Here is a 15,660-nt window from a genome sequence, read left to right on the forward strand (position 1 = left end):
ATGTCGGAGCACAGCACGGACGTCAGCGCAACGGAAACCGCCGGCGCACCCGCCGCCGCCGGGCGGCCGGCGGTCAAGGCCGTCATCCCGGCCGCGGGGATGGCGACGCGGTTCCTGCCGACGACCAAGGCCGTGCCCAAGGAGCTGCTGCCGGTCGTCGACCGGCCGGTCCTCCAGTACATCGTGGAGGAGGCCGCGGCGGCCGGCCTCGCCAACGTCCTGCTGGTCACCGGCCGCGGCAAGACCTCGATGGTGGAGCACTTCGACCGCCAGCCGTACCTGGAGTCGCGGCTCGCCGACAAGGGCGACACCGCCCGGCTCGACGCCGTCCGCGCGACCAGCGAGATCGCCGACATCTTCACCTGCCGCCAGGCCGAGCCGCTGGGCCTGGGCCACGCCGTGGCCTGCGCCGAGTCGCACATCGGCGACGCGCCGTTCGCCGTCCTGCTCGGCGACGAGTTCGTCGCCAAGGACGACCCGCTGCTGCCCGACATGCTCCAGATCCAGGCCCGCACCGGGGGGATAGTGCTGGCCTTCATCGAGGTGCCGCAGGAGGAGACCGACCGGTACGGCATCGCGTCGGTCACCGAGCCCGAGGCGGGGCTGGCCGAGGGCCGCGAGGTGGTCCGGGTGACCGGTCTGGTGGAGAAACCGCACCCCGAGGAGGCGCCGAGCAACCTGGCCGTCGTCGGGCGTTATGTGCTTCCTGCCGGAATTTTCGACGCAATCCGCCGCACCAAGCCCGGCAGCGGTGGTGAAATTCAACTGACGGACGCGATGGCGTTGATGCTGGCGGAAGGGGCACCGGTGCACGGGATCGTCTACCGCGGCCGGCGGTACGACACCGGACTGCCGCTGGGGTACCTCCAGACGGTGGTCGACCTGGCCTGCCAGCACCCCGACCTCGGCGGCGAGTTCCGCGCCTGGCTGGGCGACTTCCTGGCCCGCGACGCGGGGACCACCGGATGACGTCGACGGCCGAGCCCGCGCTCGCCGCCACCGAGCCGACCCCGCTCGCCGACTACCTCGGCAGCGTGCTGCGCCAACTGCGCCCCCTGCCGCCCCTGGACCTCGACCTCACCCAGGCGTACGGCAACGTGCTCGCCGAGGACGTCCTCGCCCCGCACGACTACCCGGCGTTCGACCACGCCGCCATCGACGGGTACGCCGCCCGGCTGGAGGACCTCAGCGGCCCGCAGCGGGTGCGGCTCAACGTCGTCGGCGACATCGGCGCCGCAAGCTGGCGGCCCGTCCGGCTCACGCCCGGCACCTGCTTCTCCGTCGCCGCGGGCGCGCCGCTGCCGCACGGCGCCGACGTCGTCGTCCCCGCCGGCTGGACCGACCAGGGCATGGCCGCCGTCGAGATCCGGCAGATCCCCAAACGCGGCCACGGCATCCGCCGCGCGGGGGAGGAGTTCGCCGCCGGGACCAGGCTCGCGCGGGCCGGTACCGAGGTCAACTCGGCGCTCGTCGCCGTCCTCGCCGCCACCGGCCTCGGCCACGTCGTCGTCCGCCCCAGCCCCCGGGTGGTCATCATCGCCACCGGGGACGAACTCGTCGACGTCGGCCGGGTCAGCCAGCCCGGCCAGGTCGTCGACGCCAGCTCCCACGCCCTGGCCGCCGCCGCTGTCGAGGCCGGCGCCATGGCGTACCGGGTCGGCATCTGCGACGACGACCCCGAGGCCCTGCGCGGCCTGCTGGAGGACCAGACCCTGCGCTCCGACCTGATCGTCACCACCGGCGGCACCGGTACCGGCCCCGGCGACATGGTCCGCCGGATCCTCTCCCGGTGGGAGGGCAACCGCGGCGACGTCTCGTTCACCGACGTCGCGCTGTTCCCCGGCACCGCCCTGGGCTTCGGCACCGTCGGCGCCGAGGAGGTACCGGTCATCTGCCTGCCCGGCGACCCCGGCACCGCGCTGGTGGGCTTCGAGGTCCTCGCCCGCCCCGCGATCCAGCTCCTCGGCGGCGCCGAGCCCGTGTTCCGGCCCAGCGTCCGCGCCCACCTGCTCGACACCCTGTCCTCGCCGCCCGGCCTGCGCGAGTTCCGGCCCGCGCACGTCGCCGAACGCCGCGGCGGCGGGTACACCGTGCAGCCCCTGGCCGGCGGCCCGTACACGCTGGCCGGCCTGGCCGAGGCCAACGGGCTGCTCGTCCTCGGCGAGCGGGTCACCAGCGCCACCGCGGGCTCCACCGTGGACGTGCTCCTGCTCAACCGCCGCCGGTGACCTGACCGGCGGTGGGTGGAGCATGATGATGGTGCGTCGGCGCCCGGTTCCCGGCTGGCCCGCCGTGCTGGGCGCCGACGGGGTGCTGCTGCGCCCCTACCAGCGCGCCGACGCCGACGCCTGGGTCGCGCTGCGCCGCCGCAACGAGCAGTGGCTCACCCCGTGGGAGCCCACCCCGCCCCGCTCCTGGGCGGACGCCAACTCGGCCGCCGGCTTCCGCCTCGTCCACACCGCGCAGCGCCGGGCCGGCCTGCGGGGCGACGCCATGACCTTCGCCGTCTGCCTCCGCGAGGACGGCGGCGAGCGCCTCGTCGGGCACCTCAACCTCGGCAACATCGTCCGGCGGGCGTTCTGCTCCACGTTCGCCGGGTACTGGGTCGACCACCGGGTCGCCGGGCGCGGCGTCATGCCGACCGCGCTGGCGCTCGCCGTCGACCACGCCTTCGGCCCGGGCGGCCTGCACCGCGTCGAGGTCAACATCCGCCCCGAGAACACCGCCAGCCGCCGCGTGGTGGAGAAGCTGGGTTTCCGCGAGGAGGCGCACCACCCGCGGTACCTGCACATCGACGGCGCGTGGCGCGACCACGTCGGCTACGCCCTCACCACCGAGGACCTGCACGACGAGGGCGGACTGCTCGCCCGCTGGCGCCGGACCCGCGACCGGGCGGACACCGGACCGGGTCCCGCCGAGATCAAATGATCACGGCGACCACCGCGTGGCGCCGGGCGGGCACCGGCGGCCGGCCGTAGCCTCGCACCTGACGGGTGATTCGCCGACGCGCCGTCGCCGCCTCCCGCGGCCGGGCGCCGGTGGACGATACGGGTCGAACGGAAGGGGTGAGGGTGCCGACCTCGGTGCTCCTCGCCGTCCTCACCGCGGCCGGCCTGCTCGCGCTCGCCCCGGCCCTGGTCCGCCGGTACGACGCCACCGAGCGGCTGGTCGCGGAGCGGGCGCTGTCGACGGCGCGGGTGCTGGACCGCCACCGCCGTCGGCGCACTGTGCCCGGCCGCCTCCCGATCAACCCGCCGCGGTGGCTGGCGGTGACGGCAGGTCACCCGGGCGGGGGGTCCGGCGCCACCCGTACCGGTCTGCGCCTGCTCGCCCGCCTGCGCGCACTCCCGGCCCGCCGCCGCACCCGCCACCGGCCCCCGCCGGGCGACCGCGCGATGTACCGGCGCCGCCGCGTCCTGGCCGTCCTGGTCGGCCTCAACATCGTGGAGGCCGTCGGCGTGGCCACGGTCGGCCCCGGCTTCTGGGTCGGCCTCGGCGCCACCGGCGCGCTGCTGGGCGTGTACCTGGCCCACCTGCGCAACCGCGCGCTGCGCGAGCGCCGCCGCCGCCGGGCCGCGGCGCGCGAGGCCGCGTGGCTGGCCGCCCGCCAGGCGGAGGTCCGCGAGGAGCAGGAGCGCCGGGCGGCCGAGCGCCGGGCGGCGGCCAAGCGCGCCGCGGCCCGCCGCGAGGCGATGCGGCGCAGCGCCCTGGGCGTGGCGGCGCCGGAGCTGCCGGCCGCGGTGGGGGAGACGGTGTCGTACCGGCCGCCGCCGCACCGCAGCGGGGTGCGGGGGCAGGCGTACGAGGCGCGCCGGGCCGGCGGGCGGCTCGGCTGAGCCACCGAGGGGTGGTGCCGGAGGGCGGGGGCGGCGCCTGTTACGATTTCGTCGTTCCAGGGGCTGTGGCGCAGACCGGTAGCGCACCTCGTTCGCATCGAGGGGGTCAGGGGTTCAAATCCCCTCAGCTCCACTTTTACCCGGTCAGGGGTCTGTCGAGATCCACTGGGCCACATCGTGACCAAGGCGCGCGAAGCGGTTCAGGCTCGCCCGACTCTCCTATGGCCTTCCGACGGCAGCCCTGTGCTTATCCTCGGGCATGGCGCATCCCCTCATGTTCGATGACGCGGACCCGCTGCTGGCCCGCGTCCGCGCGCTCGCGCACGGCTTCCCCGGCGCGGCGGAGAAGATCTCGCACGGGCATCCGGCCTTCTTCACGACGAAGGTGTTCGCCTACTACGGCGGGTCGGTGAAGGTCGACGGGACCTACCGGCAGCACGAGCAGTCGGTGCTCGTCCTGGTCGAGCCCGGGGAGCGCGCGGTCCTGCTGGCGGACGAGCGCTGCTACGTGCCCGCGTACCTGGGCGCGTACGGCTGGATCGGCCTGGACCTGACCGCGGACACCGACTGGGACGAGGTCGGCGAGCTGCTCGACGCCAGCTACCGGCGCACCGCGGGCCCGCGCAGGGTCGCCGTCCTCGACGCCCGCGGCGACGGGGACTGACCCCGGCACCCGGACATCCGCCGCGATCACCTGGCGTCGGCGGGGGATCCCGATCGTCGCGCGACGGGGCATTCGCCCCGCGGGCGAGGGGGGCCGTTCGGACCGGATCAGCCGCCGCGCGTACCCGATGCGGCTCGCCGGACCGGGCAGGACGGTGCATCGATGATCTTCTGACCGCTTCGACGAGTGTGCCCAGGTTGCGGGCCGTCTGAGGTGTGATGCAGGTCGCACACAGTTCGCGGTCCGGCACGGCGGGTAGGGCCTGCGGCGGAGCATTGCTGCATCGGCAACTTTCTCTATCGACAGGGTTGACTCCCGGTTAGCGATCGCCTTTACTCCGAGTTACTCGGCCACCGAGTGTTGGTTGCCTCACATCGCGGAGGCGGCCGGCCCGCGGCGACCGGCGGCAGTACCCCAATTCCGCGCCGGAACGGCGGGGCGCCCCGGCGCCCGGCACGCAGCGCGGATCCGCTGTCGCCCATCGGAGCGGGACGACCACCTCGGTGGCGCCCCGGCCCTCCGGTGGGAACTCCACCCCCACGAAGGAGCGCCCGTGAAGCGCAAGGTCGCGTGGGCTGCCGGAGCGGCTGTCGCCGTTACTGGCGCCGTCGCCCTCACCGCCCAAGCCGGCTACGCCGACACCCTCGGCGTCGCTGCACCCACGTCCCCGCCGCCCGCGCTGGTGGCCGCCTCCGCGGCGGACCAGCTCATCTCGAATGACCCCGACACGTTCTTCAAGTCGGACGACGATGTCTTCGCGCAGCAGTCCGTACTGCCGGGCGCCGAGCTCCAGTACGTCGCCTACGAGCGGACCCACAAGGGCCTGCGCGTGCTCGGCGGCGACTCGGTCATCGTCACCAACAGCAAGGGCGAGGTGCTGAGCACCTGGGTCGCGCAGAAGTCGGAGCTGTCGGTCCGCTCGACGCGCGCCGGTGTCTCCGCCGCCGCGGCCGTCGGCACCGCCCGGCGCCAGCTCGCCAAGGTCGACGCGGCCGGCAAGGCCGAGCTGGTCGTCCTCGCCGACGGCGCCGGCCGGCTGGCCTACGAGGTGCTGGTCGAGGGCACCACCGCCGCGGGCGCCCCGTCCCGCCTGCACGTCCTCGTGGACGCCAGGTCCGGCCGGGTCCTCAAGGACAAGAGCTGGGACGAGGTCCGGGAGGCCACCGGCACCGGCGCCTACTACGGCAAGCAGGACCACGCGGGCATGTCCAGCTCGGTCACCGACTCCAAGCGCAGCGGCCTGGCCTGCGGCGGTCAGGGCGGCCAGCCGTTCTCGATCAGCGGCGGCAACTTCGGCAACGGCGGCGGCATGGACGGCCCCTCGGGCTGCTCCGACGCGATGTTCGCGGCGGCCAAAGAGTGGGACATGCTCAAGGAGTGGCTGGGGCGCGACGGCATCAACGGCAGCGGCCGCGGATTCCCGGCGCGGGTCGGCCTGTCGCAGGTCAACGCGTTCTGGAACGGCCAGTTCACCAACTTCGGCCACTCGCAGGACAACAAGCGCCAGCTCACCAACATGGACGTCGTCGGCCACGAGTACGGCCACGGCATCTTCCAGAACACCCCGGGCGGTTCGGGCAGCGGCAACGAGTCCGGCGGCCTGAACGAGTCGACCGGTGACATCTTCGGCGCGCTGACCGAGCACTTCGCCAACCACGCCGGCGACAAGCCGGACTACGAGGTCGGCGAGCTGCCGGACCTGGTCGGCAAGGGCCCGATCCGCTACATGTACGAGCCGTCGAAGGTCGGCGACCCGAACTGCTGGACCGGCAACGCCCCCGAGGTCCACAAGGGCGCGGGCCCGCAGAACCACTGGTTCTACCTGCTCGCCGAGGGCTCCAGCCCGACCAACGGCCAGCCCAAGAGCCCGACCTGCAACAACTCGACGCTCACCGGTATCGGCATCCAGAAGGCCGGCAAGATCTTCATGGCCGGCCTGATGCGCAAGACCTCCGGCTGGAGCCACGCCAAGGCCCGCGCGGCGACCGTCGCGGCGGCCAAGGAGCTGTTCCCGGGCGGCGCCGAGTGCAAGGCCACCCAGGCGGCCTGGGACGCGGTCACGGTCAAGGGCAGCGACTCCTGCGGCGCCACCCCGGGCAACTCCGGCGGCGTCGGGGACATCCCGACCGTCGACCCCGCCAAGGTGAAGGCGCACCTGCAGGCCTTCCAGGGCTTCGCCGACCAGAACGGCGGCACCCGCCGCTCCGGCAAGCCGGGCTACGTCGCCTCGATGAACTACGTGGCCGACAAGCTCAAGGCCGCCGGCTACAACGTCGTCATCCAGCCCTGCACCTCGGGCTGCACCGGCGGCTCGAACATCATCGCCGACTGGCCGGGCGGCAACGAGAACGAGGTCCTGATGCTGGGCGCCCACCTCGACAGCGTGTCGGCGGGTCCGGGCATCAACGACAACGGCTCGGGCTCGGCCTCCATCCTGGAGACCGCGCTGACGGTGGCGGCGAACAAGCCCGCCATGGCCAAGCACCTCCGCTTCGGCTGGTGGGCCGACGAGGAGCAGGGCCTGAACGGCTCGAAGTTCTACGTGAACCAGCTCGGCGCCAGCAAGTCGAAGATCAAGGCCTACCTGAACTTCGACATGGTGGCCTCGGTCAACGGCGGCTACTTCATCAACAACATCAACACTGAGGCCGCGAAGGCGCTCAAGGCGTACTACGACAGCAAGAACATCCAGACCGAGGAGAACACCGAGGGTGCCAACCGCTCGGACGACGCCTCGTTCACCCGGGGCGGTGTGCCGGCCAGCGGCGTCGCGGCCGGCGCCAGCGCCAAGCTGACCGCCGCGCAGGCGCAGAAGTGGGGCAAGAAGGCCAACGCCCCGCGGGACCCGTGCTACCACCAGGCGTGCGACACGATGAAGAACATCGATGACGTGATCCTGGGCCACGCGGTCAACGCGCAGATCACCGCGATCTACAAGCTGGCGGTCCAGGGCTGATCGACGGCCCGGTGCACCAGTAGAAAGCGCACGGCCGGGAGAGCCCGGCGGTCCACCCCCCGGTGGCCGCCGGGCTCTCCTGCGCGGTGCGTCGGGCCGGGGTCCGTATAGTGGCCCGGCTCGATGAGAGGCGGGTCGATGGGCGACTTCTACGACGTACTGCACCGGCGCCGGGACGTGCGGCGCGAGTTCACCGGCGCGCCGGTGTCCGACGAGGTGCTCGGCCGGGTGCTCGGCGCCGCGCACGCCGCGCCCAGCGTCGGCCTCACCCAGCCGTGGGACTTCGTCGTCGTCCGCGACGCCGGGATCCGGGCCGACTTCCACCGGCACGTGAGCGCCGAGCGGGAGGTGTTCGCGGCGACGCTGACCGGCGCCGACGCCGAGCGGTTCGGCCGGATCAAGATCGACGGCATCCGCGAGTCCACGCTCTCCGTCGTGGTCACCTACGACCCCGCGCGCGGGGCGCCGGCCGTGCTCGGGCGGCACGCGATCGCCGACACCGGGCTGTACTCGGTCTGCCTGGCGATCCAGAACCTCTGGCTCGCGGCCACCGCCGAGGGCCTGGGCGTCGGGTGGGTGTCGTTCTACCGCGAGGGGTACCTGCGCGACCTGCTCGGCATCCCGGCCGGGGTCCGCCCGGTGTCCTGGCTCTGCCTGGGGCCGGTGAGCGCCCTGGCCGGGGCGCCGGACCTGGAGCGGCACGGCTGGCGCCGGCGCCGCCCGCTGGCCGCGGCCCTGCACGCCGACCGCTGGGGCGGCGGCTACCCCCTCGCACCCGCGTAGCGACCCGGCCGGTCCGGCGGGCCGGGCTCCCGGCGGGCGCGCAGCGGCCGGGTGCCGGATTGCGCGTCGGCCACCCGGTGGTCGTTGGGGAATTGGCTCAGCCGGGGGCGGCCGGCTCCGATGGGTCCGGTCGGCAACGCACGGCCCCACAGACGGCCGTCGGGCGCCTGACCGCCGGGTGGTGGCGGTTACGGGCGAGTCCGACGGCGCCTTGGCCGGCGGGTGTGGGCGGACGCGTACGCCCCACCCGCCGGCCATCCAGGCCGCGCCGCCCCGACAGCCCGGCTCAGGCGCCGACGAGCTGCCAGCTCTGCGCCGCCGTGCTGTTGCAGGCCACCTGGACCAGCACCAGCCCGTCGATCGCGGCGCCCGCCGGTACGTCGAGGCACTGGTCCGTGGCCACGTTGGCCATCGCGAAAATGGTGCCGTCGATCCCGAGCCGCCAGCGCTGGGCGTCGTCCTGCCCGCACCGGACCAGCGTCACCGAGGCGGCTCCGGCACGGGTCGCCAGGCAGCGGGCGCTGCGCTCGTGGACGATCGAGAACTCGCCGTCGCTCTGGGTCAGCCGCCACTGCTCGCCGCCGTCGTCGCACCGGTTCTGCAGGACCAGCGGCTGGCCGAGCTGGCTCTGGCCGGCGCGGGCGCAGAGCTGGGTGGCCACCGAGCGCAGCGCGCCCGTGCGGTCGGCGTCGCGGCGCGGCGGGACGGCGGTGTCCCGGCTCGGCGAGGCGGTGGGGCTCGGGGTGCGGGTGGTGGCGGACGGCGTCGGCCGGGCCGCGGACCGGTCCGTGCCGGCCCGGGTCGGGACCGCGGTCACCGGTGTGGTGGCCGCCGGCCGCGGCGGCGGCGGGGTGTCGTCGCCGGCCGCGATCGGCTGGATGTCGACGATCCCGGCGGCCAGCGTGACGCCGACGACCATGCCCAGCAGGCAGAGCCCGCCCAGCAGCCAGACCACCGTGTTCCCGCGCCCGGCCCTGCCCCTGCTCCCGGCGGCCGCGCGGCGGCGGCGCGGGGGCGGGGCGACCCGGGACTCGTACAGCGTCGTCGCGGTCGCCGGATCCGCCGGCACGGCCGGCAGTTCGCTGGTGGAGGTGGGGTCGCCCGCGGCCGGGGGTGCCGGTACGGCCGCCCGCCCGATGTCGCCGCCCGCCCCGGCCTTGGGCAGCGGGAGACCGGACCACCCGAGCGTCGACGGCCACGGATCGGTCCCCCCCGTCGCCGACGGCTCGGGATCGGGCGCCTCCGAGGTCGACGGCTGAGGCGAGGACGCCTCCGGCGGCGTCGACGGCTGCGGGTCGGGCGACCCGGGCGCCGAGGGCGGGGAACCGGAAGGCCCGGACGCGGCCGGCGGGGGATCGGACGGCCCGGCCAGGCCCCGGGGCGCAGCCTCGGGCAGCCGCTCCGGGGGAGTGGGGGACGTCGGTTCCTGGCTGGCCATGGCGCCCATAGTGGTGCACCGCCCACCGCCTCACAACGGCGGAACGCGCCGGCTTCGCCCCGCGCACCGTCAGCCGGTGCCGCCGGCCGGGCGGCGCCGGCCGCCCCGTGGCCGACAGCGACCCGGGCGCCGCCGGGCAATCGGCCCGACCCGCCGCGGATCGACGGTCCCGCGGCGCCGCCCAACCCCGCGGTTGTGAACGCTGCCACCCGCCGCTACACTAGCTAGGCGCGCCCCTATCGCCCGCTTCCCCCGTGGCTGGCGATCGGGGCGCGTCTTTATGTCCGCCCGCTTTCTCCACGGTGGACGGGTCGCGCGGCTCGACGCGCCGCGACCGATCGGCTGGCCGTGCCCGGTGACCTCCGCCCGGTCCCCTGAGATGCGGCGGCCTCCCAGGATCCGCCGGTGCCTCAGATCCAGCGGTTGCCCAGCAACATGCGGAGCTGCCAGTCGTCGTACGGGATGGACGTGCCGACGTACAGCGGGTAGTACCAGGCGAAACACGCCGCCACCAGCAGGGTGTACGCCGCCACCGCCCCGATCGCCACCGCCCGGCGCGTACCGGGCGCCCCCGCCGGCCGCGGCCCCACCCACGCCCCCAGGGCGTAGCACAGCGCCAGGACCAGGAACGGCTCCGCGGGCAGGGCGTAGAAGGCGAACATCGTCCGGCCCTGGACCGCGTAGTAGAACCAGGGCAGCATCCCCGCCGCCACGCCCACGAGGATCGCGCCCGCCCGCCAGTCCCGGCGGGCCACGCCGAGCCAGGTCGTCGCCGCCAGCGCCGGCAGGAACGCCCACCACAGCACCGGCGTACCCAGCAGCAGCACCTCCGCCGCGCAGTTCGACGCGCCGCACGCCGCGTCGCCCGACCAGTAGAAGGCGACCGGCCGGCCCAGCAGCAGCCACTGCCAGGGCCAGGACTGGTACGTGTGGTGGCTGGTGAGTCCGCTGTGGAAGCGCAGCGCCTCGGAGTGGTAGTGCCACAGGTTCTGCAGGGCGCCCCACAGCGGCGGCTCGGGCCGGCCCTGCTGGGCCAGCCAGTGCCGGAAGTACCCGTCGTCGGTGAGCAGCCAGCCGGACCAGGCCAGCAGGTACACACCCGCGACGGCCGCCACGCACCACGGCAGCCACACCAGCCCGTCGCGGACCAGTGCCCGCCGCCACGGCCGGTCCTGGCCGGCGCTGCGCCGGGCGCCGGCGTCCCACCACACGACGAGCAGCGCGAACGCGGGGGCGAAGAACAGCCCGCTCCACTTCACCGCCGTCGCGGCGCCGAGCAGCCCGGCCGCCAGCAGCAGCCAGGCGCGCACGGCCGGTTCGGGCCGGTCCGCGCCGCGTTCGAGGGCGGCGAGCCAGCGGGCGCGCCGGGCGTCGCGGTCGCGGACCAGCGCCGCGAAGGCGGCGAGCAGGAACAGGCCCAGGAAGATGTCCAGGAGCGCCGAGCGGGACAGCACCAGGTGGAAGCCGTCCAGGGCGAGCAGGAGGCCGGCGAGGCAGCCCAGCACCGTGGAGCGCAGCATCCGCCGCGCCACCCGCACCAGCAGCAGGACCGACAGGGTGCCGGCGGCGGCGGCGGCGATCCGCCAGCCGAACTCGTCGTACCCGAACAGGCGCTCCCCGACCGCGATCAGCCACTTGCCCAGTGGCGGGTGCACGACGTACGCGGCCTTGTTCTCGTCGAAGTTCCACTCGACGCCGTACGTGAGCAGGCCGTGCGCCTCGGTCGCGTAGTACGTCTCGTCGAAGATCTTGCCTTTGGGCGTGGCCAGCCCGACCGTGCGCAGCAGGCCCGCGACCAGCACCACGAGCAGCGTGGGCAGCCAGGACCAGGCGTACCCGCGGTCACCGGTCAGGTAGGGGGTCAGCCGCCGCCGGGTGATCTCCGGGACCGCCGGCCGGTCGTCGGGTACCGCCGCCGCGTCGTCCTCCGGGTCCACTGCCTCATCGGGTGCCACCACGAGATCGTAGGCTGCCGGACGGGCCGGACGGCGCACGTGCGGTCCCCGGGGCGTCGCCGGGCGGCGGCGGGAGGCGGAGGCGACCGTGGACGACGCGCAGGGTACCGGCGGTCCGGGGCGGCTGGTCCTGCTCGGCGCGCCGCTGGGCAACCCGGCGGACGCCTCGGCGCGGCTGCGGGAGGTGCTGTCGCGGGCGCAGGTGGTGGCGGCCGAGGACACCCGCCGGCTGGTCCGGCTGGCGCGCGACCTGGACCTCACGGTCGCCGGCCGGATCGTGTCGTACTTCGAGGGCAACGAGGCCCGCCGGACCGCCGACCTGGTCGCGGCCGTGGCCGACGGCGCCGAGGTGGCGCTCATCACCGACGCGGGGATGCCGAGCGTGTCCGACCCGGGGTACCGGCTGGTCCGGGCGGTACTGGACGCGGGGCTGCCGGTGGCGGCGGTACCCGGCCCGTCGGCGGTGACGACGGCGCTGGCCCTGTCCGGGCTGCCCTGCGACCGGTTCTGCTTCGAGGGCTTCCTGCCGCGCAAGGCGGGCGAGCGGCGCGGCCGGCTGGCCGAGCTGGCCGCGGAGCCGCGGACCCTGGTGCTGTTCGAGGCCCCCCACCGGCTGGCCGCCGCGCTGGCGGACCTGGCCGCCGCGTTCGGCGCGGACCGGCCGGCGGCGGTCTGCCGGGAGCTGACCAAGACGTACGAGGAGGTCCGCCGCGGGCCGCTCGACGCGCTGGCGGCCTGGGCGGGGCAGGGCCAGGTGCGCGGCGAGGTCACGGTGGTGGTCGGCGGGGCGCCCGCGCGGGCGTGCGCGCTGTCGGCGCCCGAGATCCGCGCCGCGGTGTCCGCGGAGCAGGCCGGCGGCCTGTCGCGCCGGGACGCCGTGACGGCGGTGGCCGCCGCGACCGGGCTGCCCCGCCGGGAGGTCTACGCGGCCGCGGTCGCGCCGCAGTGAACCTCCCATGCGTCCCCGCGGGCCGGAATGTCACCGCGGCGGGCCGGCACTCACCGGCGGCGGCGCTCTACCAGTGGTAGAGCGCGAAGCCGCACATCAGGGCGACTGGGCTGAGCAGGCACGCGAGCATGGCGGTGCGGCGGCGCCGCGGGTCCGGGAGCAGGCGGGTGCCGGTGGCGCGGGCGATCGCCGCGCCGCAGCCCAGCGCGGCGAGCAGGCCGAGCAGCCAGCGCAGGTGCAGGGCGGGGGCGTCGCCGACGTACGCCAGCCGGCCGTCGGCGTCGACCATCCGCGCCGGGACGGCGGTGCCGGGCGGCCGGCGGTCCCGGGACACCCCCAGCAGGGCGACCTTGTCGACCGCGAACGCCCCGTCGGCGGCGGCGAACCGGGCGACGCACCGCTGCCCCAGGTTCCGGCCGGCGCAGTGGGTCACCGTCGCCGTACCGGTGGCGCCCCCGCCGGTGGCGAGGACGAACGCGCCGCCGCCGACCCAGCCGAAGAACGCGGCGAGCAGCGCCAGCGGTACCAGCGCGGCCAGGCCCGCGGCCGGCGCGCGCGGCGGCCGGACCGGACCGGTGCCGGGGGTGGGCCGGCGGGTGTCGGGCGGCGCGGGCGAGACGAGGGTGAGCAGGCTCCCGGCGGCCTCGACGACGGGCTCGGTGCGCGCCAGCCAGCGCGGCCGCGGGCGCCGGTGGGCGCGCGCGGCCGGCTCCCCGGCCGTGGCAGGCGCCGGGCCGCCCGCCACCGTGGGGGTGTCGTCGGGCGGCAGGTCGGGTTCCCCCGGCGGGCCGTCGCCCTGCCACCAGGCGTCCCGGCCGGCCCACGGCCCGGACGCCTGGACGGGCATCGCGGCGGCGCCCGGACCCCCGCGCCCCGCGGGGGAGCCGGGCGGTTCGTCGGCGGGCTGCCTCGATGTGTCCACGGACCGATTCCACTACGCCGCGGGGTCCGCGGGCGGCATTCCGGGCGCGTGTCGCGGTAAACCACGCGACCACGCCGCCCCGGATGGCGCGGCGTATCCCCGGGGTCTGCGCAGGTGGGAGGTAGGGCGGGCTGGTGGGGCCGGAGCGCCGCGACCGGCGCCGGGCCGCCGTGCGGCTCCACTCTGGAGCGCACCCGGCGCCGCCCGCCGGCACCGCGGGCGCCCTCCGATCTCGGCGCCGGTGCCGCGCGCGGTCGACTACGCTGACCGGTCATGAGCAACGTTCTCGCCGCCGTGGCCTGGCCCTACGCCAACGGTCCGCGGCACATCGGCCACGTCTCCGGCTTCGGCGTCCCCTCCGACGTGTTCAGCCGGTACATGCGGATGGCCGGCCACGACGTGCTCATGGTCTCCGGCACCGACGAGCACGGCACCCCGATCCTGGTCCAGGCCGACGACGAGGGCCTGACCCCCCAGCAGGCCGTCGACAAGTACCACCGGGTCATCGCCGGCGACCTCGTCGCCCTCGGGCTGTCCTACGACCTGTACACGCGCACGACGACCCGCAACCACCGCGCGGTCGTGCAGGAGCTGTTCGAGACGCTGGACCGCAACGGCTACATCCGCACCGAGACCACGATGGGCGCCATCTCCCCGTCCACGGGCCGGACGCTGCCCGACCGGTACATCGAGGGCACCTGCCCGATCTGCGGCGCCGCGGGCGCGCGCGGCGACCAGTGCGACACCTGCGGCAACCAGCTCGACCCGGCCGACCTCGTCGACCCGCGCTCGAAGATCAACGGCGAGGTCCCGGAGTTCCGCGAGACCGAGCACATGTTCCTGGACCTCTCGGCCTTCTCCGGCGCCCTGCACGACTGGCTGGACACCCGGGAGGGCTGGCGGCCCAACGTGCTGCGCTTCTCCCAGAACCTCGTCGCCGACCTGCGCCCCCGGGCGATCACCCGCGACCTGGACTGGGGCGTGCCGATCCCGCGCGAGGGCTGGGACACCAAGCGCTTCTACGTGTGGTTCGACGCGGTCATCGGGTACCTGTCGGCGTCGGTGGAGTGGGCCCGCCGCAGCGGCGACCCGGACGCGTGGCAGCGGTTCTGGAAGGACAAGTCGCAGGCGTACTACTTCCTCGGCAAGGACAACATCGTCTTCCACTCGCTGATCTGGCCCTCGATCCTGTTCGGGTACAACGGCGGCGGCAGCCGCGGCGGCGAGCCCGGCCCCCGCGGCGCGCTGAACCTGCCGACCGAGGTCGTCTCCAGCGAGTTCCTGACCATGGAGGGCCGTAAGTTCTCCTCGTCCCGGCGCGTGGTGATCTACGTGCGGGACTTCCTGGAGCGGTACGACGCCGACGCGCTGCGGTACTTCATCGCCGTCGCCGGCCCGGAGTCCACCGACACCGACTTCACCTGGGCGGAGTTCGTCCGGCGCAACAACGACGAACTCGTCGCCGGCTGGGGCAACCTGGTCAACCGCTCCGTGTCGATGGCCGCCAAGAACTTCGGCGCGGTCCCGCCGGTGGACCCCGCCGGCCTGACGGCCGCCGACGAGGCGCTGCTGGCCGCGGCGCGCGCCGCCTTCGTGACCGTCGGCGACCTCATCGCCCGGCACCGGCACAAGCAGGCCGTCGGCGAGGCGATGCGGGTGGTGGCGGAGGCCAACCGGTACCTGTCCGAGCAGGCGCCGTGGAAGCTCAAGGACGCCGCCGACAAGCCGCGGATGGGGACGGTCCTGCACGTCGCCCTCCAGGTGATCAGCGACGCGAACACGCTGCTCACGCCCTTCCTGCCGCACGCCGCGCAGCGGATCCACGAGGCGCTGGGCGGCACCGGCGTGCACGCGCCGATGCCGGTGCTGACCGAGGTGGACGACCTCGACGGCGGCCCCGGCTACCCGGTGATCACCGGCGACTACGCCGTCGGCGCGCGCTGGGAGTCGGTGCCCGTCGCCGTCGGCGCGGCGCTCGCCGCGCCGACCCCGGTGTTCCGCAAGCTGGACCCGTCCGTGGTCGAGGAGGAGCTCGCCCGCCTCGGCGGGTGAGCGCCGCGGCGGGTCACCCGCCGCGGCGCCAGAGCCGACCGGAGCGCGGCCCACGCCGACCGGTCGCCCCGCCTCCGCCGGCCGGCACCGCGCCGGGACCGAGGC

12 protein-coding genes and 1 tRNA gene are annotated in these 15,660 nt (G+C 75.3%); 10 read left to right on the top strand and 3 right to left on the bottom strand.

The genetic code is table 11. The features are described 5' to 3' along the window. From IEY75_RS11955 to bluB, 8 genes are all read left to right on the top strand, one after another. The gene (locus IEY75_RS11955; RefSeq protein ID WP_189114358.1) at nucleotides 1-969 is read left to right on the top strand and encodes a UTP--glucose-1-phosphate uridylyltransferase; all 969 of its coding nucleotides are present in this window, start codon (nucleotides 1-3) and stop codon (nucleotides 967-969) included. Further along, entirely contained in the window at nucleotides 966-2,228 is a 1,263-nt protein-coding gene (locus IEY75_RS11960) for a molybdopterin molybdotransferase MoeA (protein WP_189114359.1), read from the top strand. The genes IEY75_RS11955 and IEY75_RS11960 overlap by 4 nt, the downstream gene beginning before the upstream one ends. Before the next feature lie 25 nt (nucleotides 2,229-2,253). Then, complete coding sequence (locus IEY75_RS11965) at nucleotides 2,254-2,928, top strand: GNAT family N-acetyltransferase (RefSeq protein ID WP_189114457.1); 675 nt, start codon at nucleotides 2,254-2,256, stop codon at nucleotides 2,926-2,928. Between the two features lie 137 nt (nucleotides 2,929-3,065). Beyond that, complete coding sequence (gene sepX, locus IEY75_RS11970) at nucleotides 3,066-3,836, top strand: divisome protein SepX/GlpR (protein ID WP_189114360.1); 771 nt, start codon at nucleotides 3,066-3,068, stop codon at nucleotides 3,834-3,836. 59 nt (nucleotides 3,837-3,895) lie between these two features. Further along, nucleotides 3,896-3,969: transfer RNA gene (locus IEY75_RS11975), tRNA-Ala, on the top strand. 126 nt (nucleotides 3,970-4,095) lie between these two features. Further along, nucleotides 4,096-4,500, top strand: coding sequence for an MmcQ/YjbR family DNA-binding protein (locus IEY75_RS11980; RefSeq protein WP_189114361.1), 405 nt, complete (start codon nucleotides 4,096-4,098; stop codon nucleotides 4,498-4,500). A 553-nt stretch (nucleotides 4,501-5,053) separates the two neighbouring features. Beyond that, a complete protein-coding gene (locus IEY75_RS11985; RefSeq protein WP_189114362.1) occupies nucleotides 5,054-7,456 on the top strand; it encodes a M28 family peptidase in 2,403 nt (800 codons plus the stop codon). 138 nt (nucleotides 7,457-7,594) lie between these two features. Next, complete coding sequence (gene bluB, locus IEY75_RS11990) at nucleotides 7,595-8,239, top strand: 5,6-dimethylbenzimidazole synthase (RefSeq protein ID WP_189114458.1); 645 nt, start codon at nucleotides 7,595-7,597, stop codon at nucleotides 8,237-8,239. 286 nt (nucleotides 8,240-8,525) lie between these two features. Here bluB and IEY75_RS11995 read toward each other — a convergent pair whose 3' ends face one another. Both IEY75_RS11995 and IEY75_RS12000 read right to left on the bottom strand, forming a co-directional pair. Beyond that, nucleotides 8,526-9,677 carry an RICIN domain-containing protein gene (locus IEY75_RS11995; RefSeq protein WP_189114363.1) on the bottom strand — a complete coding sequence of 384 codons (1,152 nt, stop codon included), beginning with the start codon at nucleotides 9,675-9,677 and terminating at the stop codon, nucleotides 8,526-8,528. A gap of 410 nt (nucleotides 9,678-10,087) precedes the next feature. After that, the gene (locus IEY75_RS12000) at nucleotides 10,088-11,632 is read right to left on the bottom strand and encodes a dolichyl-phosphate-mannose--protein mannosyltransferase (protein ID WP_373290261.1); all 1,545 of its coding nucleotides are present in this window, start codon (nucleotides 11,630-11,632) and stop codon (nucleotides 10,088-10,090) included. Nucleotides 11,633-11,720: 88 nt separating this feature from the next. Here IEY75_RS12000 and rsmI point away from each other — a divergent pair, with 88 nt between their 5' ends. Further along, complete coding sequence (rsmI, locus tag IEY75_RS12005; RefSeq protein WP_229789585.1) at nucleotides 11,721-12,581, top strand: 16S rRNA (cytidine(1402)-2'-O)-methyltransferase; 861 nt, start codon at nucleotides 11,721-11,723, stop codon at nucleotides 12,579-12,581. A gap of 67 nt (nucleotides 12,582-12,648) precedes the next feature. On the opposite strand, the gene IEY75_RS12010 is transcribed toward rsmI, so the two are convergent. Next, nucleotides 12,649-13,503: a hypothetical protein gene (locus tag IEY75_RS12010; RefSeq protein ID WP_189114365.1), complete on the bottom strand. Its 855-nt coding sequence runs from the start codon at nucleotides 13,501-13,503 to the stop codon at nucleotides 12,649-12,651. 273 nt (nucleotides 13,504-13,776) lie between these two features. Between IEY75_RS12010 and metG the strand changes: the two genes are divergently transcribed. After that, on the top strand, nucleotides 13,777-15,555 hold the full coding sequence (metG, locus tag IEY75_RS12015; RefSeq protein ID WP_189114366.1) for a methionine--tRNA ligase: 1,779 nt from the start codon (nucleotides 13,777-13,779) through the stop codon (nucleotides 15,553-15,555). Nucleotides 15,556-15,660 lie beyond the last annotated feature (105 nt).

The sequence above is a fragment of the Pilimelia terevasa genome, assembly GCF_014647915.1.
In the GTDB taxonomy this organism is placed as follows: domain Bacteria; phylum Actinomycetota; class Actinomycetes; order Mycobacteriales; family Micromonosporaceae; genus Pilimelia; species Pilimelia terevasa.

What these genes read in the sequence shown, in the direction of transcription:
- IEY75_RS11955 (WP_189114358.1), top strand. Translation starts at nt 1, where the DNA reads ATGTCGGAGCACAGCACGGACGTCAGCGCAACGGAAACCGCCGGCGCA.
- IEY75_RS11960 (WP_189114359.1), top strand. Translation starts at nt 966, where the DNA reads ATGACGTCGACGGCCGAGCCCGCGCTCGCCGCCACCGAGCCGACCCCG.
- IEY75_RS11965 (WP_189114457.1), top strand. Translation starts at nt 2,254, where the DNA reads ATGATGGTGCGTCGGCGCCCGGTTCCCGGCTGGCCCGCCGTGCTGGGC.
- IEY75_RS11980 (WP_189114361.1), top strand. Translation starts at nt 4,096, where the DNA reads ATGGCGCATCCCCTCATGTTCGATGACGCGGACCCGCTGCTGGCCCGC.
- bluB (WP_189114458.1), top strand. Translation starts at nt 7,595, where the DNA reads ATGGGCGACTTCTACGACGTACTGCACCGGCGCCGGGACGTGCGGCGC.
- IEY75_RS11995 (WP_189114363.1), bottom strand. Translation starts at nt 9,677, where the DNA reads ATGGCCAGCCAGGAACCGACGTCCCCCACTCCCCCGGAGCGGCTGCCC.
- metG (WP_189114366.1), top strand. Translation starts at nt 13,777, where the DNA reads ATGAGCAACGTTCTCGCCGCCGTGGCCTGGCCCTACGCCAACGGTCCG.